Annotated in this window: 24 protein-coding genes; 14 read left to right on the top strand and 10 right to left on the bottom strand. The window is 49.8% G+C overall.

What is annotated here, in order from left to right; all coding sequences use genetic code 11:
• The first annotated feature begins 319 nt into the window (after positions 1-319).
• The 11 genes from dsbD (at position 320) to IBX50_RS01535 (ending at position 12188) form a co-directional block, all read left to right on the top strand.
• On the top strand, positions 320-2206 hold the full coding sequence (dsbD, locus tag IBX50_RS01585; RefSeq protein ID WP_292252804.1) for a protein-disulfide reductase DsbD: 1887 nt from the start codon (positions 320-322) through the stop codon (positions 2204-2206).
• Between the two features lie 235 nt (positions 2207-2441).
• The gene (gene aroQ / locus IBX50_RS01580; RefSeq protein WP_292252803.1) at positions 2442-2900 is read left to right on the top strand and encodes a type II 3-dehydroquinate dehydratase; all 459 of its coding nucleotides are present in this window, start codon (positions 2442-2444) and stop codon (positions 2898-2900) included.
• Positions 2901-2936: 36 nt separating this feature from the next.
• Positions 2937-3383, top strand: a complete 447-nt coding sequence (accB, locus tag IBX50_RS01575; protein ID WP_292252802.1) for an acetyl-CoA carboxylase biotin carboxyl carrier protein — start codon at positions 2937-2939, stop codon at positions 3381-3383.
• A 59-nt stretch (positions 3384-3442) separates the two neighbouring features.
• Positions 3443-4783 (top strand): acetyl-CoA carboxylase biotin carboxylase subunit, encoded by a 1341-nt coding sequence (accC, locus tag IBX50_RS01570; protein ID WP_292252801.1) that lies wholly within the window; start codon positions 3443-3445, stop codon positions 4781-4783.
• Positions 4784-4861: 78 nt separating this feature from the next.
• Entirely contained in the window at positions 4862-5761 is a 900-nt protein-coding gene (gene prmA / locus IBX50_RS01565; protein ID WP_292252800.1) for a 50S ribosomal protein L11 methyltransferase, read from the top strand.
• Between the two features lie 30 nt (positions 5762-5791).
• Positions 5792-6580: an MJ0042-type zinc finger domain-containing protein gene (locus IBX50_RS01560; RefSeq protein WP_292252799.1), complete on the top strand. Its 789-nt coding sequence runs from the start codon at positions 5792-5794 to the stop codon at positions 6578-6580.
• A gap of 55 nt (positions 6581-6635) precedes the next feature.
• A complete protein-coding gene (dusB, locus tag IBX50_RS01555) occupies positions 6636-7622 on the top strand; it encodes a tRNA dihydrouridine synthase DusB (protein ID WP_292252798.1) in 987 nt (328 codons plus the stop codon).
• Positions 7623-7646: 24 nt separating this feature from the next.
• Entirely contained in the window at positions 7647-7916 is a 270-nt protein-coding gene (fis, locus tag IBX50_RS01550) for a DNA-binding transcriptional regulator Fis (protein WP_292252797.1), read from the top strand.
• 44 nt (positions 7917-7960) lie between these two features.
• Positions 7961-9541 carry a bifunctional phosphoribosylaminoimidazolecarboxamide formyltransferase/IMP cyclohydrolase gene (gene purH, locus IBX50_RS01545; RefSeq protein WP_292252796.1) on the top strand — a complete coding sequence of 527 codons (1581 nt, stop codon included), beginning with the start codon at positions 7961-7963 and terminating at the stop codon, positions 9539-9541.
• A gap of 284 nt (positions 9542-9825) precedes the next feature.
• Complete coding sequence (locus IBX50_RS01540; protein ID WP_292252794.1) at positions 9826-10389, top strand: hypothetical protein; 564 nt, start codon at positions 9826-9828, stop codon at positions 10387-10389.
• 104 nt (positions 10390-10493) lie between these two features.
• The gene (locus IBX50_RS01535; RefSeq protein WP_292252792.1) at positions 10494-12188 is read left to right on the top strand and encodes a methyl-accepting chemotaxis protein; all 1695 of its coding nucleotides are present in this window, start codon (positions 10494-10496) and stop codon (positions 12186-12188) included.
• A 52-nt stretch (positions 12189-12240) separates the two neighbouring features.
• On the opposite strand, the gene IBX50_RS01530 is transcribed toward IBX50_RS01535, so the two are convergent.
• Positions 12241-12609 carry a histone-like nucleoid-structuring protein, MvaT/MvaU family gene (locus IBX50_RS01530; protein ID WP_292252791.1) on the bottom strand — a complete coding sequence of 123 codons (369 nt, stop codon included), beginning with the start codon at positions 12607-12609 and terminating at the stop codon, positions 12241-12243.
• A 168-nt stretch (positions 12610-12777) separates the two neighbouring features.
• Between IBX50_RS01530 and coaE the strand changes: the two genes are divergently transcribed.
• Positions 12778-13407, top strand: coding sequence for a dephospho-CoA kinase (coaE, locus tag IBX50_RS01525; RefSeq protein WP_292252790.1), 630 nt, complete (start codon positions 12778-12780; stop codon positions 13405-13407).
• On the top strand, positions 13404-13598 hold the full coding sequence (locus IBX50_RS01520) for a DNA gyrase inhibitor YacG (protein ID WP_292252789.1): 195 nt from the start codon (positions 13404-13406) through the stop codon (positions 13596-13598). The genes coaE and IBX50_RS01520 overlap by 4 nt, the downstream gene beginning before the upstream one ends.
• Here IBX50_RS01520 and IBX50_RS01515 read toward each other — a convergent pair.
• The 4 genes from IBX50_RS01515 to IBX50_RS01500 form a co-directional block, all read right to left on the bottom strand.
• Complete coding sequence (locus IBX50_RS01515; protein ID WP_292252788.1) at positions 13571-14521, bottom strand: Nudix family hydrolase; 951 nt, start codon at positions 14519-14521, stop codon at positions 13571-13573. The two genes, IBX50_RS01520 and IBX50_RS01515, sit on opposite strands and share 28 nt — an antisense overlap.
• A gap of 14 nt (positions 14522-14535) precedes the next feature.
• A complete protein-coding gene (gene argJ / locus IBX50_RS01510) occupies positions 14536-15753 on the bottom strand; it encodes a bifunctional glutamate N-acetyltransferase/amino-acid acetyltransferase ArgJ (protein WP_292252787.1) in 1218 nt (405 codons plus the stop codon).
• A gap of 32 nt (positions 15754-15785) precedes the next feature.
• Positions 15786-18494, bottom strand: coding sequence for a preprotein translocase subunit SecA (gene secA, locus IBX50_RS01505; RefSeq protein ID WP_292252786.1), 2709 nt, complete (start codon positions 18492-18494; stop codon positions 15786-15788).
• Positions 18495-18668: 174 nt separating this feature from the next.
• On the bottom strand, positions 18669-19514 hold the full coding sequence (locus tag IBX50_RS01500; RefSeq protein WP_292252785.1) for a M23 family metallopeptidase: 846 nt from the start codon (positions 19512-19514) through the stop codon (positions 18669-18671).
• Positions 19515-19682: 168 nt separating this feature from the next.
• On the opposite strand from IBX50_RS01500, the gene IBX50_RS01495 reads away from it, so the two are divergent.
• Complete coding sequence (locus IBX50_RS01495; protein ID WP_292252784.1) at positions 19683-20156, top strand: DciA family protein; 474 nt, start codon at positions 19683-19685, stop codon at positions 20154-20156.
• Positions 20157-20191: 35 nt separating this feature from the next.
• Here IBX50_RS01495 and lpxC read toward each other — a convergent pair whose 3' ends face one another.
• From lpxC to IBX50_RS01470, 5 genes are all read right to left on the bottom strand, one after another.
• The gene (gene lpxC, locus IBX50_RS01490) at positions 20192-21106 is read right to left on the bottom strand and encodes a UDP-3-O-acyl-N-acetylglucosamine deacetylase (RefSeq protein ID WP_292252783.1); all 915 of its coding nucleotides are present in this window, start codon (positions 21104-21106) and stop codon (positions 20192-20194) included.
• Positions 21107-21270: 164 nt separating this feature from the next.
• Entirely contained in the window at positions 21271-22440 is a 1170-nt protein-coding gene (gene ftsZ, locus IBX50_RS01485; protein WP_292252782.1) for a cell division protein FtsZ, read from the bottom strand.
• Positions 22441-22612: 172 nt separating this feature from the next.
• Positions 22613-23875 carry a cell division protein FtsA gene (ftsA, locus tag IBX50_RS01480; RefSeq protein WP_292252780.1) on the bottom strand — a complete coding sequence of 421 codons (1263 nt, stop codon included), beginning with the start codon at positions 23873-23875 and terminating at the stop codon, positions 22613-22615.
• A 20-nt stretch (positions 23876-23895) separates the two neighbouring features.
• Positions 23896-24594: a cell division protein FtsQ/DivIB gene (locus IBX50_RS01475; protein ID WP_292252778.1), complete on the bottom strand. Its 699-nt coding sequence runs from the start codon at positions 24592-24594 to the stop codon at positions 23896-23898.
• Positions 24587-25531 (bottom strand): D-alanine--D-alanine ligase, encoded by a 945-nt coding sequence (locus tag IBX50_RS01470; RefSeq protein WP_292252776.1) that lies wholly within the window; start codon positions 25529-25531, stop codon positions 24587-24589. The genes IBX50_RS01475 and IBX50_RS01470 overlap by 8 nt, the downstream gene beginning before the upstream one ends.
• Positions 25532-25536: the final 5 nt, after the last annotated feature.

Raw genomic sequence — 25536 nt, 5'->3', positions numbered from 1 at the left:
AAAGGTGGTTATTTGTCCATCAAACGGGTGATCTGAACCTCATCTCAACACACAGGCAAAGGGTCATAAGGCTCTTTGCCTGTTTGACAGCTGCTTTACGTTCTTCGGAATAATGTGGCATAAAAGCCCTAAAATCGCTCACTCTGGTGTTAATTTTGGCGAAAGCGCCATTGAACAATTAGGGTGATAGAGCGGGCAACCATCAGCACCTGCACAGCAGCCTGAACTTTGTCACACCAGCCGCGACTTGATGCAAGGGAACCCTGAACAGACCTTCCGGTCTGAAGGGTCACTAATCAATTAACCGGATATCTGCTGCATGACACCTGGCAAATTCAGACCCGCTGTTTTTTCTGTATTGTTTCTGGCTGTATTTCTGCTTAGCTCTCTGTCTCAGGCATCCAGCCTGTTTGAATCCGGCAGTAGTCGTTTTGGTTCCTGGCTGAGCAACTCTGGCAGCAAGACCACTTTTTTGCCGCCAGATCAGGCCTTCAAGGTGGATGCCTGGGTTGAAGGCAGTCAGATTTTTGCCCGCTGGGATATTGAGCCGGGTTATTACCTCTACCGTAAACAGCTGGCGGTAGAGTTACCGGATACAAGTGGTCTGGAATTGGTTCAACTGGATTTTCCTGATTCTGTCAGCCATGAGGATGAATACTTCGGTAAAACCGAGGTTTATTACAGCCAGGTGGAACTGGCTGGTCTGCTGAGTGGCAACAGTCAGATGACCAGCATCCTAGTTACCCTGCGTTATCAGGGCTGTGCTGATGCCGGTTTGTGTTACCCACCTCAGAGCAAAACACTGGATATCAGCCTTGCTGCCCTGGATACCTCAGCAGCACCCCGTGTACTTGCAGCTACCAGCAACACAGCCTCGGCATCACCTGCACCACCAACCAGCAACAGTAGCCGTCTTGCCGGTTTGCTGGCCTCTGACAAGTTATGGCTGACATTGGCGGTGTTTTTTGTTGCCGGACTGGGGCTGACCTTCACACCTTGTGTATTGCCCATGTTACCCATCCTCAGCGCCATTATTATTGGCAAGGGCAATAACCCCGAAGCCCAGCGTAAAACTCGCGGATTGTTGTTGTCATTGGCTTATGTACTGGGTATGGCACTGACCTATGCACTGATTGGTGCGCTGATGGGGCTTTTTGGTGCCGGACTGAATCTACAGGCTGCTTTGCAATCCCCCTGGCTGCTGGTGCCTTTTGCACTGATGTTTGCAGTGCTGGCACTGGCTCTGTTTGGTGCCTGGGAGTTGCGCCTGCCCAACTGGCTGGATCAACATCTGCAAAAGTTACAGCAACCCCGCAGTGGCACCCTCATGAATGTTGCCCTGATGGGGTCGGTATCCACTCTGGTGGTTTCCCCTTGCCTGACTGCACCGCTGGCCGGGGCATTGGCATTTATTGCTGCCACCGGCAATGCCACCAGTGGTGCGCTGGCACTCTTCGCTATGGGGCTGGGAATGGGTGTACCACTGGTTCTGGTCGGCACCTTTGGTGCTCACTGGTTACCCAGGGCAGGCGCCTGGATGAATCAGGTCAAGGCTATTTTTGGACTGCTGATGCTGGTGGTCGCTGTGTGGCTGATTGAGCGGTTACTGCCTGCTTCACTGGCCATGGCGCTCTGGGGTTTACTGGCTCTGGGAAGTGGTGTGTTTTTTGGTGGCTTGCACTTCCGGGCTGCAACCGGCTGGCAAAAACTGCGCTTGAGCACCGGCCTGGCTTTGCTGATTTATGGCGCCAGCCTGTTGATTGGTGCCCTTGCGGGTAACAGCAACCCACTGCAACCCCTGGCAGGGCTCAAGTCAGAAAACACCAGCGGTCTGCCAATCGCAGAGCCACTGAAAGTAGAGCAGCTGGACGAGTTACAACGGCTGATCAACAATTCACCCCAGCCGGTGATGGTGGATCTTTATGCTGACTGGTGTATTTCCTGCAAGATTATGGAAAGTCGGGTATTTCCACGTTCGGATATTCAGCAGGCCATGCAAGGCATCAATCGTTACAAGCTGGATCTGACCCGTATCACCCCACAAACTCGTCAGTGGCTGGATGACAACCGGCTGTTCGGGCCACCAACATTGATGTTTTTTGTGCAAGGTGAAGAATGGCAGGACTGGCGTATTCAAGGTGAGGTGAACGCTGCAGATTTGTTGCGCCACCTGCAGGCATTTAATCAGGCACAAGCCCGGCAGTAAGATGGGCAAGTTGCTGCTATTTTTATCAATCACCTGTTTAACATCTGCGAAAACAAAGTTAAACAGAGTAGAACTGGACAAGAACTTCGACTTTAGGCAAACTTCACCCGCTGCGACTTTTGCCAGTTCAAAAGACTTAAATTATCGTTTGGACTCAGATTTTCGCTGCTTTTATTTGCACTTTTATGACATTTGCACCAACCTGAAACCAGACAAAGCAACCTGAACCCGACTGATGACCAAAATACTTTTGCTGCAGGGGCCGAACCTGACTCTACTGGGACAACGTGAACCACACATTTACGGTCACGAAACTCTGAATTCTATTCATATCGGCCTAATGCAAGATGCCGTGGAGCTGGGCATTCAGCTGGATTGCTACCAGAGCAACGCAGAACACCTGTTAATTGAGCGGGTGCATCAGGCTTTTCATGAGCAGGTGGATTTTATTCTGATCAATCCCGCTGCTTTTACCCATACCAGTGTGGCACTGCGTGATGCACTGGCTGGTGTAGCCATTCCGTTCATTGAGATACACCTTTCCAATGTATATGCCCGTGAACCCTTCCGGCATCATTCCTATTTTTCAGATCTGGCTCAGGGCGTGATATGCGGCCTGGGTGCCCAGGGTTATCAACTGGCCCTGCAGGCAGCTCATCAAAAGCTGCTGAAAGCCCGCAACAGCGAACAATAAAACCTTAAACCACTTAACTACCTGTCAGAGAGAACCATGGATATTCGTAAAGTAAAAAAACTCATCGAACTGCTGGAAGAATCCAACATCAGCGAAATCGAAATCAAGGAAGGTGAAGAAGCTGTACGTATCAGCCGTCATTCAACGGTTGCACCGGTACAAGCTTATCAACCTGCTTATGCTGCTCCAGCCCCTGTTCAGGCTGCCGCACCGGCAGCTCCAGCAGCAGAAGCACCTGCAGCAGTCAGTGGTCACCAGGTTAAATCTCCGATGGTTGGCACCTTTTACCGTAGTCCAGCTCCGGGTGCTGGTTCCTTCATCGAAGTGGGTAAAGCAGTCAAAAAAGGCGACACCATCTGCATCATTGAAGCCATGAAAATGATGAACCAGATTGAAGCCGACAAGGATGGTGTGGTTGAAGCCATTCTGGTTGAAGACGGTCAGCCGGTTGAATTTGATCAGCCCCTGGTTCTGCTGGTTTAATCATCCGGTTTCCGATCACTTCAATGCAGCGGTGTAATACACCGCCATGAGGGATAAGCATGCTAGAGAAAGTTGTTATTGCCAACCGTGGTGAAATTGCGCTGCGTATCCTACGCGCCTGTCGCGAACTGGGCATCAAAACCGTGGCTGTGCACTCCAAAGCTGACCGGGATCTGATGCACGTGCGCTTGGCTGACGAGGCCGTCTGTATTGGGCCTGCTGCGTCCGCTCAATCTTACCTGAATATTCCGGCGCTGATTGCTGCCTGTGAAGTCACTGATGCCACAGCCATTCACCCCGGTTATGGTTTTCTTGCTGAGAATGCCGATTTTGCAGAGCAGGTTGAGCGTTCCGGTTTTGTTTTTATCGGTCCAAAAGCTGAAACCATCCGCTTGATGGGCGACAAGGTTTCTGCCATTGCTGCCATGAAAAAAGCCGGCGTTCCCACTGTACCTGGCTCTGACGGCCCACTAACCGATGATGGTGAGCAGATTCTGGCAATGGCACGCCGCATTGGTCTGCCAGTGATCATCAAAGCTGCTGCTGGTGGTGGTGGTCGTGGTATGCGGGTAGTTCACACCGAAGGCGCTCTGCTGAACGCGGTTCACGTGACCAAAACCGAAGCTAAAGCTGCTTTTGGTGACGGCACCGTGTACATGGAAAAATTCCTGGAAAACCCACGCCACGTTGAAGTTCAGGTACTGGCAGATGGTCAGGGTAATGCCGTACACCTGTACGACCGTGACTGTTCATTACAGCGTCGCCACCAGAAGGTTATCGAAGAAGCTCCGGCTCCGCTGCTGAATGAAGATGCCCGTCGCGAAGTTTTAAAAGCCTGTGTGGATGCTTGTAAAACCATTAACTATCGTGGTGCCGGTACTTTTGAGTTCCTGTATGAAGATGGTCGCTTTTACTTCATCGAAATGAACACCCGTGTTCAGGTAGAGCACCCGGTCACTGAAATGGTCACTGGTGTGGACATCGTCAAAGAACAGCTGATGATTGCTTCCGGCATTCCTCTGCACCTGCGTCAGGAAAATATTCAGCTGATGGGTCACGCCTTTGAGTGCCGCATCAACGCCGAAGATCCACGCACCTTTATGCCTTCACCCGGCAAGATCACCATGTATCACGCTCCCGGTGGTCTGGGTGTACGGATGGACTCCCACATCTACAGCGGTTATTCCGTGCCACCTCACTATGATTCACTGATCGGTAAACTGATCACCTGGGGTGTGGATCGTGAAGCAGCACTGACCCGTATGCGTGGTTCACTGGATGAGCTGCTGGTGGAAGGCATCAAAACCAACACCGATCTGCACAAGGATCTGGTGCGTGACACCCATTTTGAAAAGGGTGGCGTTAATATCCATTACCTGGAAAAGAAACTCAGCCTCTGAGTTTGTTGTTCCAGCTCGAGCCATGGATGGCTCAATTCAGTGCTGCAAACCTCCCAACTTTGACCTTCAGGAACCCCTATGTCCTGGTTGCAAATCAAAACCCTGATCCGCCCCGAACAGGCCGAACAGCTGGAAGACTGGTTGTTGGAAGCCGGTGCCTGCGCCATCACCCTGACTGATGCGGAAGACCAGCCGGTATTTGAACCCATTCGTGGCACCACACCCTTATGGCAATCCACCCAGCTGACCGGTCTGTATGACGGCAACCTGGATGTGGATTTGATGCTGAACCAGCTGCAACAAAGCTGGCAGGCGCTTTATCCTGATGCCTCCGTGCCGGTTCTGCAGGTTGAAATTCTGGAAGACAAGGACTGGATCCGTGAGTGGATGGACAGCTTTCACCCCATTCAGATGGGGCAGCGCCTCTGGATCGTGCCCAGCTGGCATCAACCTCCCGAGCCGAACGCAGTGAACCTGATTCTTGATCCGGGCCTGGCTTTTGGTACAGGCACTCACCCCACCACGGCACTCTGCCTGCAATGGCTGGATGGCCTTGATCTTAAACACAAAACTCTACTTGATTTTGGATGTGGCTCTGGCATTCTCGGTATAGCCGGTTTGTTGCTGGGTGCGGATCAGGCCTGGGGGATAGATATTGATCCTCAAGCCTTGCAAGCCAGCCAGCAGAATGCGGAGCGCAACGGCATCGACCCTGCACGCTTTCCGGTTTATTACCCGGAAGACTGCCCGGATCTATCCTGTGATGTACTGGTTGCCAACATCCTGGCCGGACCACTGATCAGCTTGTCAGAAGAATTGTCCGGTCTTGTCCACCCCGGTGGTCTGCTGGCTTTATCAGGTATTTTGGCACACCAGGCTGAAGACGTTGCTGCTGCTTATCGGCGTTGGTTTGAGCTGGATGCCATCATCAACAAGGATGGCTGGGTTCGCATTACTGGCACTCGCAAAGTGGACTGATTTTGCGTCATAAAAAAATGGATAATTGGCATGAAAATAAAAAGTCAGACACAGTTTGCACAATGCCCCCACTGCCAGAGTGTATTTGAAGTTTCACAGCAGGAAATGCAGCTGGCGTTTGGTGCGGTACGCTGTGGCGATTGTCTGAAAATCTTTAATGCCAGTTATCATCGTGTTGATCTGCCAGTGAATGATCAACATGAAAACAACACCCTCCCTGAACAGGATTATGAGTCTGAGCTGTCTGACCACAATATTCCAACACTGCATGAATACCGACAGCAGCCGGATGAACTGGCAGAAGCGGAAATAAAGTATGAGCCAGACCCGGAAATACAGTATGAATCTGATCCGGACTTTGAATCTGAACTGGTTACTGAAGCGCGTGAACCGCCTCCACCCACTCACCAGTCGAACAAAACCACGCCACGCCGACTGCTACTGATTGCCGCAGCGCTGGTTTTACCGCTGATCCTGCTAGGTGGCTGGCTGCTCAGTGGCACATCACAGCAGAACCAGTATTATCTGGTCAGCGACATCCGTGTCACTGCCGCTGCTGATCCACAAAGAATGGAAATCCAGTTTCAACTAGGCAACAGTGGTAACAGTGATCTACCATTGCCTAACCTGAATATTGAGTTGCTAAACCTAAGTCTTCAGCCTATTGCCAGCCAGATATTAACTGCAAATGAACTGCATTCATCACTGACCTTTCTCAAGCCGGGCAGCAATCATCCCATGGCGGTGATTGTGGATCGCCCAGCTACTTTTGTGCAAACCGCACGAATTCATCCCATCAAGCCTGAAAGCAGTCTTTAACCCTTGCCTGACACAAGGTAAGATAGCCGCCCTGAAAATCAGATGGGCGCAACCTGTGTTACAGATCGGCAAGTATCAGATCACTACACCGCTGGTGCTGGCTCCCATGGCGGGTGTCACCGATGCACCCTTTCGTGCGCTTTGCCGACAACTCGGCGCAGGGCTGACAGTGGCTGAAATGCTGACCTCCGACCAGTCGCTCTGGCATACCACCAAGTCCCGTCTGCGCCTGCCTCATGCAGATGAGCCAGAACCCCGGATGATACAGATAGCCGGAGGTGATCCTCGGATGCTGGCCGCTGCAGCTCGTGCCAATGTTGAGATGGGTGCCCAGATCATCGACATTAACATGGGCTGTCCGGCAAAAAAGGTATTAAAAAAAGCCGCTGGATCTGCGCTGCTGAAGGATGAAAAGCTGGTTCGGGATATCGTTGCTGCGGTGGTCGCCGCTGTGGATGTACCGGTCACCTTAAAAATTCGCACAGGCTGGTCAGCAAATGATCGAAATGCTGTTACAATCAGCAGAATTGCCGAGCAGGAAGGGATACAAGCTCTTGCAATTCATGGTCGAACCCGTGCAGACAAGTTTAATGGTGGGGCCGAATACGACACCCTTGCCGAAGTCTGCCAGCAAGCAACAATACCCATCATCGCCAATGGTGATATCGAATCACCGCAAAAAGCCAGGTATGTACTGGATTACACCGGCGCGGATGCACTGATGATCGGTCGAGCTGCACAGGGTCGCCCGTGGATTTTTAACCAGATCAACCACTGGCTGAAACACCAAGAACTCTTGCCTGAACCGGATGCGCAAGAAGTCAGAAAGATCATCAGTCACCACCTGCAGGGACTGTATGCGACCTACGGTGAATTCATGGGGGCAAGAATTGCCCGCAAACATTTTGGCTGGTATCTGCACCAGGCCGGAATGAGTGAAAGACGTAAAGAATTTAACTCCTTGAACAGCCCTGCAGAACAATTGGAGCTGCTCAGCAGGATTTTCTTGCAGGATGCACAACAGCCGACTCAACCGGCTTAACCCGATGACCAGAACTGAACCAACGTGACCGAAACAAAAAAAGCAACACTGCAAAAATCTGAAAATGAGCGTCCGCTGCGTGAAAGCGTTAACCGGGCATTGGATAACTATTTTGCCCAGCTGGAAGGTCAGCCGGTTTGCAACCTGTATGAGCTGGTGCTGACCGAAGTGGAAGCCCCGCTGCTTGAAGCAGTGATGCGTTACACCGAGAACAATCAGACCAAGGCATCCAGCCTGCTGGGTCTGAACCGGGGTACCCTGCGCAAAAAACTCAAGCAGTACGACCTAATCTAGCAGTACAAATTTATATAAGTATACCCGAGGAGCTGAACCGGCTTATGGCAACCCCAAACTCTCTTCCCATTCGTCGCGCCCTGCTGAGTGTGTCGGATAAAACCGGCATTGTTGAACTGGCGCGTGGCCTGATTGACCGGGGTGTTGAACTCCTGTCCACCGGCGGCACTTATCAGCTGATTAAAAACTCAGGACTGGCGGTTAAGGAAGTATCCGAGCATACCGATTTCCCGGAAATGATGGATGGCCGTGTTAAAACCCTGCACCCCAAAATTCATGGCGGCATTCTGGGTCGTCGTGGTCAGGATGATGCGGTGATGGCAGAACATCAGATTGATCCAATTGATCTGGTGGTGGTGAACCTCTACCCTTTCCAGCAAACCATTGCCCGTGATGACTGCACACTGGACATGGCTATCGAAAATATCGACATCGGTGGCCCGACCATGGTGCGCAGCTGCGCCAAAAATCACGCCTTCACCACCATTCTGGTGAACACTGCTGATTATGATCGGGTGCTGAGTGAAATGGATGCCAATGCCGGTGGTGTAACCCAGCCGACTCGCTTTGATCTGGCCGTAAAAGCCTTTGAACACACCGCTGCTTATGATGGTGCCATTGCCAACTATCTGGGTCGCCTGGTAGAAGGTGGCAGTGAAGACTTCCCGCGCACCTTCAACAGCCAGTTCACCAAACGTCAGGACATGCGTTACGGTGAAAACCCTCATCAAAAAGCTGCTTTTTATGCCGAAGCCAACCCAACAGAAGCCTGCGTAGCAACGGCCAAGGTACTACAGGGTAAAGAGCTATCATATAACAACGTGGCTGATACTGATGCAGCTTTTGAGTGTGTTAAAGCCTTTAATGAACCGGCTTGTGTGATTGTTAAACACGCCAATCCTTGTGGTGTCGCTGTCGCTGAAGACATCCATAAGGCTTATGATCTGGCCTTTAAAACCGATCCAACCAGTGCTTTTGGTGGCATTCTTGCCTTCAACCGTAAGCTGGATGCACTGACAGCGCGTACTATTGTTGATCGCCAATTTGCTGAAGTGATTATTGCACCTGGTGTAGATGCCTCTGCGGTAGAAATTATTGCCACCAAGAAAAACCTGCGCCTGTTGGATGCCAGTGAACTCTGGCCGGGTGAGCGTGATCAGGGTATGGACTTTAAACGTGTGACCGGTGGTCTGCTGGTTCAGGATCGTGACCTGGGTGTTGTGGGTCGTGAAGATCTGCAGGTGGTCACTGAACGCGCTCCGACCGAGCAGGAATTAAAAGACCTGGCCTTTGCCTGGAAGGTTGCCAAATACGTTAAGTCCAACGCTATAGTGTATGCCAAAGATGGTATGACCATTGGTGTGGGTGCCGGTCAGATGAGCCGTGTGTATTCGGCAAAAATTGCCGGCATCAAGGCGGCAGATGAAAAGCTGGAAGTGAAGGGCTCCGTGATGGCATCCGATGCCTTCTTCCCCTTCCGTGATGGTATTGATGCCGCTGCTGCTGCAGGCATCACCGCTGTAATTCAGCCCGGTGGTTCCATGCGTGATGAAGAGGTTATTCAGGCCGCGAACGAAGCCGGTATTGCCATGGTCTTCACCGGAATGCGCCACTTCCGTCACTGATCAGATGTGTACAAAAAAGGCCGCTCAATCATGGGCGGCCTTTTGTTGTGGTGCGCCAGGCATGGCGCGTCACACTTAAATCAGGCGCTGCCAAAGAAGTTGTTTGATAGACTGGAGTTGATATCGCTGATGGACGGTTACCGTCAGCTCAAGTGTACTTTATGAACTGCCGTGGTGCGGAACCGTCCGCTCGGCGGTGTGAGAGGACGGGGGAGGTAACTCCCCCTCCTACTCGATAGAATGATAAGCTGATTTCTACGGCAAACTGCATAGGTGGCTCACTGATGACTGACATACCGGCTTTTCTTAAAGACTCAAAAGATTTGTTAACCGAGCAGGGTTTTGCCACCAGCAATGTCTGGTATCATGGCACCTCATCTGCTCTGGTTGATTCTATTCAGACACAGGGCTTAAAGCGCTCCGGTGATCAAGCACTGAGAGAGTCCGCTATAAAAACCATGGCAACCCTTGGTGACAGCTTTACGGAAACCAATGAGCCGGTGTTTTTATCCCAGAGTAAAGCCTTAGCCTGGTACTGGGCCAATCAAACTGTTCGTAATCGCAGTGGACGTATCCAAGGCGACGAAGCGCCCGTTGTTCTGGAAGTTAAACTACCGGAAGCGTTAAACCAAAAAGTAAAACCTGATGTGGGCGCTGCCAGCCTGCTGCTGTTGGAAACTGGTGAAAACTACCTGGCTTATCTGGCGTGTCTCTACCAGCAAAATGGCATTAACCTTCCTGAAATCGACCTGATGAAAGCCAACCGCATGGATTACCTCAACCTGCTGGGCATGGCTTATCTCGATAATGATATAACACCTGACTGTGTGGAGCTGGTTAGCGATTAACAATGCAGATCGCCTATAAAAACCTGCTTTCTGGTGTTTTTTTTCTGGCATTTTTTTTCTGGTGACTATACTCAAGCTAAAGTCGATCAATTAAGGCAAAATCCATGCAAAGTCTAACCATTAAAACAAAAATTTTCTTGCTGGCATTACTACCCATCACCCTGCTCGCCATTGCATTGGTTTCTTTTAATCTTCATCAAGCAAAAAATCTTGGTAATCAAGGGGTCAACAACTTTCGGCATGCTATCGAAGAAGAAAAACGTGTGGAAATCAAAAACTACCTGGAACTGGCACGCAGTGCCATCAGTCATCTTTATAACCATCCTGATGCTTTGAGCAATCCACTGGTGCGTGAGCAGGCTAAAGACCTGTTACGGCAAATGCGTTTTAATGATAGCGGCAGCATTGGTTATTTTTTTATTTATGATCGTAGTGGCCGCAATGTTATGCATGGTGTTAATCAAGCACTGGAAGGACGTGACCTGGAAGCCATGCAGGATCCTAACGGAGTTTATATATTCCGTGAGCTATGGAAGGCCGCAGAAAAGCAGGGTGACTATGTTTATTATCATTGGGCTCACAGTGAAAATGATAAAAATGAACCCAAGCTGGGTTATGCAGAGATGCTGGATCAATGGGGCTGGATGCTGGGAACCGGCTTCTGGATTGATGGACTGGAGCGGCAGGTAGTCTCTATGCAGCAGGATGTTGATCAGGCACTTGCCGAGATACTGATCAGCTCCATTATCACAGCCCTGATCATATTGGCTGTTATCACTCTACTGGCGTTGCTGGTTGCCCGCAGCATCCTTAATCCGCTCAAATCTGCACTGAGTGCTATGCAATCCATTGCTGAAGGAGATGGTGACCTGACTCGCAGATTGGCCGCTGAAGGTCAGGATGAACTGTCAAAACTTGGTGGTTCTTTTAACCATTTTGCCGGACAGGTCCAAACCCTGGTCTCACAGGTTGCCAGCTCCAGCCATACCTTGAGTGAAACGGCGGGTGAGCTGCAACAGATTATGCAAAGTGCTGAAGAGGGTGTGGTGCGCCAGCAATCAGAAAGTGATCAAGTGGCGACAGCCATGAACCAGATGGCTGCGGCAGCCCAGGAGGTTGCTGACAGCGCCAGCAGGGCATCCGTTGCTGCCAGTGATGCAGAGCAGCGGGTTATTGATTCCCAACAAACACTGCAGAGTGCTGTAACTGCCATCAACAATCTTGCTGGCCAGGTGGATCGGGGTGTGCAGGTGATTGGTGATCTGGGAGCAGAATCAGACAACATTGGTGGTGTTCTTGATGTTATACGGGGTATTGCTGAACAAACCAACCTGCTGGCCTTGAATGCCGCCATAGAGGCTGCCAGAGCGGGTGATGCAGGACGAGGTTTTGCTGTGGTTGCAGATGAAGTACGCACACTCGCCAGCCGAACCCAGCAAAGCACACAGGAAATTCAGCAGATGATTGAACACCTGCAGAATGGCATTCATTCTGCCATCACCCTGATTGGTGCGCTCAGAAATAGTAGTAACAAGAGTGTTGAAGAGATACATCAGGTTGAGCAGGCGTTAAAAAGCATCCGCGATGCGACCAATACCATTAACAATATGAATGCACAAATTGCCAGCGCAGCGGAACAGCAGACCAACGTATCTGAAACAATCAATGAAAATGTTCATCAGATTGTTGTTGTCACAGAGCAGACCGCAGCAGGAACTCGTGCAGCGTCCAACTCCACCCGACAACTGAATGAACTGGCAACAATGATGGATGAGTTGATCAACCGCTATAAAGTTTAATGAAGGCTTCAAAAAAAGCCCTGACTCAGTCAGGGCTTTTTGGATGGATCACTCAGTCTTTTTCTTCTGCAACCCAGCCTTCTACTGTGTCAGAACCATACTGTTTTTTCCATTCTTTCAACCGTGTCTGGTTACCCCCACGGGTTTCCACACGCTCACCGGAGTGAGGATTAACATAAACCTTAAGTTTACGGCTGCGGCGATTACCACGGCCGGAAGCCTTGGCTACTACAGTCTGATTTAAATCAAAAATCTCGGCCAGGTCAGCAACTGAACGCTCGTATTTGTCAAGCAGCGCCTCAACTTCTCCTTTAAAATCTAGCTCTTTCTTGAGCTGCTGATTCTCTTCCATCTTACGCAGCTCGTCCTGTAGCTTGCGCATCAACTCTTCTTTTTCACGATATGATGCTAGAATAGACATATTTAACTCCAAAGATTAAAATTCAACAGGCGGTGTAATTTTTATACAAATAGTTTTATTTGGCAAGTGTATTATTCATTTATTCTTTTTTTCCTGTCATTTAACACACGGTAAGCCAACCTGACTGGCTGCATTGTCAAATAACCGGCCTTCAAAAGGAACCGACTGATGCTTAAAGTTAATACTACCTGTAGATCACCCATTATCGGCCTTACTGGTGGTATAGGGTCAGGAAAAACAGCCGCCAGCAATTTTTTTTCTGAGCTGGGTATTCAAATCATTGATGCTGATGTAATAGCACGCCAGGCACTGGAAAAGGGCTCCCCTTTACTTCCTGAGCTTTTTGAATACTTTGGTGAAGGAATCAAACTATCGGATGGTCAATTAAACCGCGCAAAACTCAGGGAGCTGATTTTTAATGATCCAGCACAAAAAGAGTGGCTGGAGCAGCGGGTGCATCCAAGAGTTAACACCCTGATGCTGGAGGCTTTACAACAGCGATCTGCCCCCTACACTATCCTGTCTTCACCTCTGTTGATTGAATCAAGTCAGAATCAACTGGTTGACCGTCTGCTGGTGATTGATGTACCCGAATCAATACAGTTGCAACGAACCTGTCAAAGGGATGACAACTCTATTGAATTGGTGCAAAAGATCATGGCTCAACAAATTAGCCGTGATCAAAGGCTGGCGGCGGCGGATGACATCATTAACAACACCGGGGACTTAAACACTTTGCAGAAACAGGTAGAATGCCTGCACCAGCACTACCTTGAACTAGCCAGGAAAACTTTATGAAGCGGGATGTAACACGTATTTTTCCTTGCCCTACCTGTGGCAAACCAAGTATTTTAAGCGCCGAAAACAGCTGGCGCCCTTTTTGCAGTGAACGCTGCAAGATGATTGATTTGGGAAGCTGGGCAGCAGAAGACCACAAAATAGCCGGCGAACCGGCTATCAATCAGGATGAGTGGGATGACCAGAACTGACTGATCCCCGCTACACCCTGACCGCCAAGGCCAAAAACCCGATCCTTGTCTTTAGCACTCATACCACCCAGTGCATAAACAGGAATTGTGCAGTTTTCTATCATGGTTCGGAACCCGTTCCAACCCAGAGGAATGGCATCTGGGTGAGTGGGCGTAGGTAACAGGGGAGAGAGAGTGACCAGATCCGCCTGAATTTTTTCAGCATGACGCAAGGATGCCTGATCATGGCAGGCTGCTGACAACCATTTATCAGAGGACACTGGGCGGTAATCCTGAGCGGCCAGGCGTTCAGCAGTCAGGTGGATGCCATCCGCATCCACCTGCTGTAACAGCTCAGGAGCTGCATTTAACACCAGACGCGCACCAGCCTGACGGCAGGCTGGCAGAAACCGCTGTGCAAGCTGACGGTAGTCTTCAGCATCCAGCCAGGGAGCACGCAGCTGGATCAGCTTGGCACCTTGCTCCAGCAATGTATTCAGCTGATACAGAGCCTGCTCGTGACTTTCAAATTCACCGGTAATGGCATACTCATCAGGCAGTTGGATCGCTGTCATGATGGGTTTGTTGGCTGCCGGGAAGCTATAACTGGGCAGATCACTCATAGCAACCCAACGGATTGGCTGCCCTTCTCGCCCCCAGGGCTCACCAGTGAACTTCAGCACCTTCCAGACATCAAGCAGTACCGATTTTTCCGGATAATGGTGACGCACACGGATCAGCGGACGAGCATGCACAACTTCAATTCCCAGCTCCTCATGGATCTCGCGCTTGAGAGCTTGTAGACCGGTTTCATAAGGTGCCAGTTTGCCTCCGGGGAACTCCCACAGCCCACCCTGTTCAACACTGGCAGGGCGGCGGGCAATCAAGACTTGCCCCTGTTCATTAGTGATTGCCGCCGCAGCGACCAGCAAGGGTTGTGGCATGGGTATCGGTTTCCTCAGGTGCGGTAATCGGCGTTGATGGTGACATAGTCATGAGAAAAATCACAGGTCCAGACGGTTTCGGTGGCCTTGCCGCGTCCCAGCAGGATACGCAGGGTGATCTCGGTTTGCTGCATTACAGCCGAACCGGCGTCTTCTGTGTAACTGGCTGCCCGGCCACCCTGCTCAACCAGCAGGACATCATCCAGATAAACCGTAACACTGCTGACATCAAGGCTTTCAAGACCTGGCGCGCGACCTACCGCGGCCAGTATCCGCCCCCAGTTGGCATCACTGGCATAGAGTGCCGTTTTGACCAGTGGGGAATGGGCAACGGTAAAGGCTGCTTCCAGAGCTTCTGCCGTTGTTGCAGCTTGTTCCACCTGTACAGTGACAAATTTGGTGGCGCCCTCACCATCACGCACGATACTTAATGCCAAATGTTGCATCACTTGCTGCAGGCAAGCAGTGAAGCTCTGCAGTGCAGCGGTATCTTCAACACTGATTTTTGCTGACTGACCGGTAGCCACCAGCATACAACTGTCATTGGTTGAAGTATCACCATCAATGGTGATGCGGTTAAAACTGACATCTGCAGCTTGCTTCAGTAGTTCTTTTAGCAAAACTGAGTCAATGGTTGCATCCGTGGCAATAAAGCCCAGCATGGTTGCCATGTTGGGTTTGATCATACCGGCACCCTTGGCAATACCGCTGATAACAACATGCTGGCCGTTGATTTCACAGCTGGCGGTGGCACCCTTGGGTTTGGTATCCGTAGTCATAATGCCGCTGGCAGCATCAGCCCAGCCGTTATTCGTCAGTTGTTCCAGCGCCTGCGGTAAAGCGGCCAGCAAACGATCCATCGGCAGGGGTTCACCAATCACACCGGTGGAAAAAGGCAAAACTTCTGTGGATTTAACACCGGCCAGATCAGCCAGTACCTGGCAGGTCTTGCGAGCATTGTCCAGACCCGCTACACCCGTACCAGCGTTGGCATTACCGGTATTAATCACCAGATAACGGGGTGAACCTTGCTGCAGGTGTTCTTTGCACAGCTGTACTGGTGCAGCACAAAAAGCATTCAGTGTAAAAATACCCGCAGTGGTACTGCCTGCAGCCAACTCAAAAACCACTAGATCTTTACGACCCGGTTTTTTGATTCCGGCGCTTGCTGTTCCGATTCTCAAACCTGCCACAGGATTAAATTCTGGCAATACCAGTTCACCAACAGCCATTGTACTTTTCTCCTCCCGCTCAGGGACAAGCCTTAATTGAGTTTACCGTGACACTGTTTGAATTTTTTTCCTGAACCACAGGGGCAGGGATCATTGCGTCCAACTTTGGGCATATCCCGTTTAAAGGGTTGTGCAGAGCCATCTGGCATTTCGCCACTGCCAGCCATATCAGAAGATTCATGCTGAGCACTCTGACGCTTCATCAACTGCTCTGCTTCAGCACGACGCTGTTGTTCGAGTGCTTCAACTTCCTCCGGAGTGCGAATTTTTACATGACTGAGAATCCTGACCAGATCACGGCGAACATTAGCCAAAAAGTGCTCAAACAGTCCAAAAGCTTCACGCTTGTATTCTTGTTTGGGGTTTTTCTGGGCATAACCTCGCAGGTGGATGCCCTGACGCAACTGATCCATACTTTGCAGATGTTCTTTCCAGCGAGTATCCAATACTTGCAACATCACCTGCTGTTCAAACTTACGCAGCAATTCAGCACCTGCCAGTGCTTCCTTATCGCGATAGGCGTCTTCCTGTGCTTGTTGCAATTTTTCTCGCAGGCTCTCTTCATGCAGAGTTTTATCTTCATTCAACCACTGCTGCAGAGGTAGAGACAGATTAAATTCGTTCACCAAATGCTGTTCAAGCTCGCTGATACGCCATTGTTCAGGCATTGACTGAGGTGGAATAAACTGGGAAATGGCGCTATCCAATACATCCTGGCGCATTTCAGCCACTTCTTCGGCTATTTCTTCAGCTTCCAGTATTTCACGACGCTGGTTATAAACAACCTGGCGCTGATCATTATTAACATCGTCGTATTCCAGCAGCTGTTTACGTATATCAAAGTTACGCCCTTCGACCTTGCGCTGAGCTTTTTCAACCGCGTTGGTGACCATCTTGTGTTCTATGGCTTCACCGCGTTTCATGCCCAGCATGGTCATCATATTTTTGACCCGATCCGAGGCAAAAATACGCATCAGGCTGTCTTCCAACGACAGGAAGAAACGGGTACTACCCGGATCACCCTGACGACCGGCACGTCCACGCAACTGGTTGTCAATACGTCTTGATTCGTGACGTTCAGTACCAATTACATGCAGGCCACCCGCTGCAATAACCGCATCATGACGTTTTTGCCACTCGGCTTTCAGTTTTTCGAGTTGCTCTGGGGTTGTGTTTTCAAGCTTCGCTGCCTCAGCTTCCCAGTTACCACCCAACATGATGTCTGTACCACGACCGGCCATGTTGGTTGCAAGGGTCACCGAACCGGGACGACCCGCCTGAGCAATGATTTCTGCTTCACTTTCATGCTGTTTAGCATTCAGCACCTTGTGCGAAATACCGGCTTTTTTCAGTAAACGGCTGACATACTCTGAGGTTTCAATGGAAGCAGTACCCACCAGCACCGGCTGACCTTTTTCTATGCAGTAGCGGGCATCCTCAATGATGGCTTCAAACTTTTCTTCTGAAGTCATAAATACCAGATCATTGAGATCCTTGCGCTGTACAATGCGATTGGTCGGCATCACCACCACATCCAAAGCATAGATGTGATTAAACTCGTAGGCTTCGGTGTCGGCTGTACCGGTCATACCCGAGAGTTTTTCATACAGACGGAAATAATTCTGGAAAGTTGTGGAGGCAAGCGTCTGGCTTTCAGCGTGAATATGCAGACCTTCTTTGGCTTCCACGGCCTGGTGCAAACCTTCACCCCAGCGACGTCCTGGCATGGTGCGCCCAGTATGCTCATCAACAATGACCACCTGCCCTTCGCTGACAATATAATCCACATCCTTCTGGAACATGTGGTGTGCACGCAGTGCTGAATGGACGTGGTGCAACAGATTCAGGTTGGTGGCGGCATACAGACTGGCTCCTTCATCCAGCATCCCCTCCTTGGACAGCATTTCTTCCACACGCTGGTGACCCTGCTCAGTCAGCTCTATGCTGCGTTGTTTTTCATCAACAATGTAATCACCCGTTTCTGACTCTTCGTTCCAGGCATTTAATGAAGGAATCAGCGTATTGATCTTGCGATACAAGGCTGAACTGTCTTCTGCAGCACCCGAAATAATCAGTGGTGTCCGTGCCTCATCAATAAGGATGGAGTCCACCTCATCCACCACGGCGTAAAAAAGATCTCGCTGCACACGATCCTGCAATGAGAAAGCCATATTGTCGCGCAGGTAATCAAAACCGAATTCGTTGTTGGTTCCGTAGGTGATATCTGCCTTGTAGGCTTCACGCTTTTCTTCCTGACTCTGGCCAGAATAAATCACACCAACCGAAAGCCCGAGAAAGGTGTACAGCTTACCCATCCACTCTGCATCACGGCGTGCCAGATAATCGTTAACGGTGACCACATGCACACCCTTACCTGCTAGGGCGTTCAGATATACCGCCAGGGTGGCTACCAGTGTTTTACCTTCACCGGTACGCATTTCGGCAATTTTACCTTCGTGCAGCACCATGCCACCAATCAACTGGACATCAAAGTGCCGCATTTGTAATGCGCGTTTACTGGCTTCGCGTACCAGCGCAAAACTTTCTGGTAGCAGTTTCTGAAGGTTTTCACCCTGCGCAAATCTTTCTTTTAAAGCCTGGGTTCTACTCTTAAAATCGGCATCCTGTAAGCTTTCCATCTGCGGTTCAAACGCATTGATTTGCTCCACAAATTTACGCAGACGCTTGAGCTCACGTTCGTTTTTACTGCCAAAAATTTTCTTTAACAAAGGGGTAATCATTGAATGTCCTTACCCGTGGTTGGATGATGGGCTTTTGATCGCACAACATACCACGTTTTTAATTAAAAGTGTTTGCAGAACAAGGGTGGCGGTGTTGACAATCCCGAAGGATATAATCAACACTTGCCACAAACAAGAACACCCGCCGCAGCGGGTGTTCTTTTTGAGGAAGGATCAAGGTGCTGCGCGGGAAACATAACGCACAGGATCCACTGCGCGTCCATTGCGAATGATCTCATAATGCACATGGGTACCTGTACAGCGCCCAGTACAACCCATCAAACCCACAATATCACCTCGTTGAATAATGTCACCTTTGGCCACCCGAAATTCATTCAAGTGAGCATAGCGTGTAACGTAGCCATCACCATGGTCAATTTCTACCAAGTTACCATAACCACCACGGCGACTGGCATGAACAACTACACCAGCACCGGTGGCAACAACATTGGAGTTTTCTTTACCGGCATAATCTATACCTTCATGCCAGGAGCTGCGGCCGGTGAAAGGATCGCTGCGACGTCCAAAGCTGGATGACATCCAGCCACGTTCAATCGGGCGACCGGCAATGTAGACCTGTTCGGCAAAACTGCGATTGGTCAGCAGCGCATGGATCAGTTCAAGCTGCTGCTGACGTTGCTCAATCTTCTGAGTTAGTGAGTCCAGAGCTTCCATCAGCTCGGTGTCCGTGTAACCGGAGCTTTCCTCATACACATATTCAGGGCCACCCAAAGGAGGCACCTGATCAAAATCGAATTCATCACTGAGGTTTGCAACAGAGGTGAGCCTTTTACCCAGGGCGTCCAGCCTTAACAAGCGCGCCTGCAATTCACCAATTTTTGGTGTTAAAGCATCAATGCGCTCAAGAGACTTACGCTTCAGTTGCTCAACTTCTTCGCGCTGGGATTCCAGCTCACGATTCCACATGAGACTGGCCTGGTCTTTCATCAATCGCTCACTGGCATCAACCCACCAGTAAACCAGCGTGCCACCAATTGCCGCCGGTATAATAAAAACCACTGAAAACACCAGGGTCAAAAATCCGCTTGTTAAATTGATGGATCGGCTAGAGCTGTGCTTGCTGCTGCAAAAAATCAGATTCATCGATTGCTTCCCATTCTTTGCCCCTTGGTGTTTTGGTGGTTATTGATTAAGCTCTACAACTGAGCGAGCTATCAGGGGGCTGTTGTGAGTATAAAGGCAAGAGCGGGCAGAATAAAATCCTTAAGTGCTCTGATTAACAAAGATACCTCAATTTTCAGCCGGGTATTAAGCAAGGCAGCCACACTGAAACATTTAGAAACACTTTTACATCAAGAACTACCTGCCGAACTACGTACTGCTTACAGGGTTGCCAATTACGAAGAACAGAAATTGATACTGATTACCGGTAGTGCAGGATTTTTGACGCAGATGCGTTTTCTGGAACCGGGGCTGATCGTTGCCATGAAAAAACACCTGCCCGACCTGAGGCGGATCGAAGTCAAAATTCGCCCAGAACTACCAGCTCCAAAACCATCAAGACCAACTAAACCCATTTCACCACATGCTCGCCAGATCTTGGGCAAGCTGGCCGAGCAGGTAGATAATCCTCGCTTAAAAGCGGTACTGGAGCGTCTAGGTAAACAAAAACAAAAAGATGAACAACAAAAAACCGATTGAGAGTCGGCTTTTTGTTGTTACTAGATTAAAAACAATCAGGCAGTGGCTAGGGGGGATGCGTAAGAAATCGGTGAGCGCTCTTCTTCACCTTCAAAGGTAACCACTTCCCAGGCATCAGGCTGACGAATCAGTTCGCGCAATAGCTTGTTATTCAAACCGTGACCTGACTTGTGCCCCTTGAACTCACCAATCAGGCTCTTGCTCAACAGGTAAAGGTCACCAATGGCGTCCAGTACCTTGTGTTTAACAAACTCGTCTTCATAACGCAGTCCGTCTTCATTCAGGATTCTGTAGTCATCAACCACGATGGCATTTTCCATGCTGCCACCCAGAGCCAGATTGCGTGAACGCAGGTATTCAATATCACGCATAAAGCCAAAGGTACGGGCACGGCTTACTTCACGAACAAAGGACGTAGTCGAAAAGTCAATTACTGCTGTTTGTTTCTGATCCCTGAACACGGGATGATCAAAATCAATGCTGAAACTTACTCGGAAGCCATCAAACGGCTCAAAGCTTGCTGTTTTGTCATCTTCACGGACTTCAACTTTACTTTTGATGCGAATGAACTGTTTGGCAGCATCCTGTTCAAGAATACCCGCTGATTGAATCAGAAATACAAAGGGGCCAGCACTGCCATCCATGATCGGCACTTCCGGCGCACTGACTTCAACATAGAGGTTATCAATACCCAATCCTGCCAAAGCAGAAAGCAGGTGCTCCACAGTACTGACCTTGACATCGCCTTCACACAGAGTGGTGGACAAGGTTGTCTCACCAACATTTTCTGCACAGGCATGAATTTCTGCCACCGGATCAAGATCAATCCGCCGGAAAACAATGCCAGTATTAACTGGAGCTGGGCGCAGGGTCAGGTAGACCTTGTCGCCAGAGTGAAGGCCAACACCGGTTGCCCGGATAGTGTTTCGCAGGGTGCATTGCTTGATCATTGCGACTCATCTTTGCCCCAATGGGGCTAAATTCGGATGGTAAACACGGGTTTTTCTTCACCCGAGCTCAAATTTCATCAGATTTTAACAAAATTCTGATGGATAAAAAGCTAAATATCTATAAATTTTATTTCCGCAAGTAAGTCAATCAGTGACTAAGATGGTTAATCTGCCTGCTTACGCAAAAATGCTGGAATATCCAGATAACCCAGATCCGGGTCATTTTTTGGATTACCCATTGATTGAGCAGCTCTAGCTGAGGCAGCCGACCCGGCACCAGTTGTGTCAGTGATAACAGGACGTACCGGGCGTACTGGACGAGTATTTTTCTGGGGTGCAGCAGCAACAGCAGGCTCTGTAACCTTTTTGGTTTTGTGATTCAGGCCTGTAGCCACAACAGTGACTCGAAGCTCTTCTTCAAGACTGTTGTCGACGGAAGTACCCACAATTATAGTGGCATCTTCAGATGCAAATTCACCAACTACATCGTTAACTTCCGAGAATTCGTGCAGTGTCATTTCACTGTTGGCAGTCACGTTGACCAGAATACCTCGCGCACCTTTCAAATCAATATCTTCCAGCAGCGGTGAGCGTACAGCCTGTTCAGCAGCTTCCCGGGCGCGCTGATCACCCTTGGCGGAACCGGCACCCATCATGGCCATACCCATTTCTGACATTACTGTGCGCACGTCTGCAAAATCCAGGTTAATGATACCTGGATTGGTAATCAGTTCAGCAATACCTTGAACGGCACCCAGCAGTACATTGTTGGCAACACCAAAAGCATTTAGCAAGGTGGTGTTTTTGCCCAGCACTGGCAGTAACCGCTCATTGGGAATAGTAATCAGTGAATCAACATGCAATACAAGATTGGCTATGCCTTCTTCAGCAAGTCGCATCCGCCTCTTGCCTTCAAAGGGGAAGGGTTTGGTGACAACAGCCACAGACAGAATACCCAGTTCTTTGGCAATCTCGGCAACTACAGGTGCCGCGCCGGTACCGGTACCACCACCCATGCCGGCGGTGATAAAAACCATGTCTGCACCCTGCAGCACTTCTTCTATCAGTTTACGATCTTCCAAAGCCGCCTGACGTCCCACTTCAGGGTTGGCACCAGCTCCCAGCCCTTTGGTAATTTCACCACCCAGCTGTAAAACTGTTTTAGCTGCGTAGGTCTTGAGCGCCTGAGCGTCGGTGTTGACACAAATGAACTCCACCCCTTCAATCTTTTCAGCCACCATGTGGTTGACTGCATTACCGCCCGCTCCACCGACACCGATAACCTTGATGACCGCTGATGTTGTGGGTGAATTATCTAAAATTTCAAAGCTCATTTGGCCGTCTCCAGAAAGCAATCCACATCCAAAAATTGGTACGGGGATCACCTAAAACACGCTTGATTACGCAACTCTGCATTAGACTAACAAATACAGCAAGCATAATGAATGCCACACAGAAAAAAAATTTCTGCAAGCCCTTATTAATAACATAAAAAGTTGTTGTTACTTAAAACTGTCGCTGAAACCATCGCTTAATGCGTGTAGTCAACACTTCTCCACCCGCATCAGCACGAACAGGTTCATGACGATAACTTCCTTCAGGCAGGCTTTCTGATTCCGTACGTTGCAACGCATAATGCAACAAGCCTACACCGGTAGCATAAATCGGGTTACTAACCACATCATCCAATCCCACCACAAATTGGGGACTGGCAAGCCTGACCGGCGCATGAAATATCTCTTCCGCCAGCTCTACAGCACCTTCCATTTTTGAAGTACCGCCGGTTAGTACAATTCCAGCCGGCATCAGGTCTTCAAAACCACTGCGTCTAAGCTCTGCCTGGATCAAGGTAAACAGTTCGTCATAACGCGGCTCTACCACTTCGGCCAGTGCCTGGCGGGACAAATCCCTGGCAGGGCGATCACCCACACTGGGAACCTTGAGCATTTCTTCCGGGCCGGCAAGCTGTGTCAGTGCACAGGCATATTTAATTTTAATGTTTTCAGCATGGATCGTGGGTGTACGCAATGCCATGGCAATATCATTAGTCACCTGATCTCCGGCAATTGGAATTACCGCAGTATGACGTATGGCACCTTCAGTGAATATTGCAATATCCGTTGTGCCGCCACCAATATCAACAATACAGACACCCAGCTCTTTTTCATCTTCTGTTAATACTGAATAACTGGAAGCAAGCTGCTCAAGAATTATATCTTCAACTTCAAGCCCACAACGACGAACACATTTTTCAATATTTTGAACAGCATTTACCGCACAGGTCACCAGATGAACCTTGGCTTCAAGTCGGACACCCGACATGCCCATTGGTTCTCTAATGCCTTCCTGGTTATCAATTGCATATTCCTGTGGCAGGATATGAATGATCTTCTGATCCGCAGGTATAGCAACAGCGCGTGCTGCATCAATGACTCGTTCTAGATCAGCTTCCCCCACTTCACGATCCCTGATGGCAACTATGCCGTGTGAGTTCATGCTGTGTACATGGCTGCCTGCAATCCCCACATAAACCGAGTGTATTTCACAACCAGCCATTAACTCGGCTTCCTCTACCGCGCGTCGGATGGATTGCACAGTAGAGTCAATATTGATAACTACACCTTTCTTTAAGCCACGAGAAGGATGAGATCCAAGACCAATAATTTCCAGCTTACCTTCAGGAGTCCGCTGCCCAACAATGGCAACCACCTTTGAGGTGCCAATATCCAGTCCAACAACCAGATTGCCGTGGTGTGATTGCAGAGCCATAATGGAAAAAAACTCCTTGGTTATTCCCTACCCGATTGTATCCAGGCAACTGACAGGCCATTGGGGTAACGCAGATCAACTCCAGCAATATTTTCTGCTTCTGCCGATAGCCAAGTCTGCCATGCCCATAAAAAACGATTTATACGTTTTTCTATGTTATCACGTCCTACAACTACACGGACAGATCCATTTAACTGCAGTTGCCAGGCGCCACGGGCTTCCAGTTTTAATTCTGTTAATACCAGTTGCTGCCTGTGCAACAAGGGTTCTAGAGTTTCCCAGAGTTTTAGTGCTTCTGCCAGTGTATCCATTTCGGCATAAATCTGTCTGCCGGTAACAATATCACTGTGACTTGCAGGATAAAAAACCTGCCCTTGTTCATCCAGCAAACCATTATGATTCCAGGCAGACCATGCAACCCGTTCATCCAGATCCAGACGAATTTGATCCGGCCAATGACGACTGACACTGACACGCGCCAGCCAGGGGTCTTGCTCCAGGGTTTGTTTGAGTCCGGCTAGATCCACTTTCCAGAAGGGTGCATCCAGCCAGGGCAGTGCCTGTTGCTGTAGTTTTTCCAGATCAGCGTGGCGTACCTCACCATAAATTGCCACCTGTCCAACCGGGCGCGCCAGTGTCCAGTTCAGCCACCAGACCACCAGCAACAAAAGCACCAGCAATGGAACCAGTGCTTTTAACCACAACCCAATTTTAACCACGGAACACCTTGAGTCTGGCGGTTGCCAGTATTTTCAGTACCAGCTGCTCAAAACTGATTCCTGCGTGAGCAGCAGCCTGAGGAACCAGACTATGATCCGTCATACCCGGGCTGGTATTGACTTCCAACAACCAGGGTTGACCCTGTTGATCCACCATTACATCCACTCGTCCCCAGCTTTCACAACCCACCGCGCGATAAGCATCCAGTGCCAACTGCTGCAATGCAGCCTCTTCAGCGGCAGGCAAACCGCTGGGTAGCAGATAACGAGTATCCGTAGCGGTATATTTGGCACTGAAATCATAAAAATCATGGGTGGTTTTTAAACCGATCACCGGAAGCGCCTGATCATCCACAATACTGACAGTAAATTCAGCACCAGTGACAAACTGTTCGGCCAGTACCCGGTCATCATAACGAGCTGCTTCCTGATAGGCCTGTTGCAATTGTTCGACTGAAACCACTTTGCTCATACCAATACTGGAGCCTTCGTGCGCTGGCTTAATCATCAGTGGTAAGCCCAACTCTGCCACCAAGGCTTCTGCACGGGTGGCGGCTGTCAGCAAAGCAGAAGCCGGAGTTGGTAACCCCATACCTTGCCAGACCTGTTTGCACTTGTATTTATCCATGCCCAGTGCAGATGCCAGAACATCACTGCCAGTATAAGGAATACGCAACCACTCCAGCACACCCTGAATGCTGCCATCCTCACCACCGCGTCCATGCAAGGCGATAAATGCTTTATCAAACTTTTCTGCCGTGAGCTGCAAGAGTGCATCACGACCTAACTCTAAGCCAAAGGCATTAACACCACTACGCAGTAAGGCATCCAGCACAGCCTGACCACTGCGCAGCGAGACTTCGCGCTCAGCAGAACAGCCACCCATCAATACTGCAACCCGTCCGTATGCGTGAATTTCTTGTTCAGTCAGACTCATGTCAC

The sequence above is a fragment of the Marinospirillum sp. genome (genome assembly GCF_014859565.1).
Note: the sequence above shows the minus strand (reverse complement) of the source record. Positions and strands in the feature narration are given on the sequence as shown.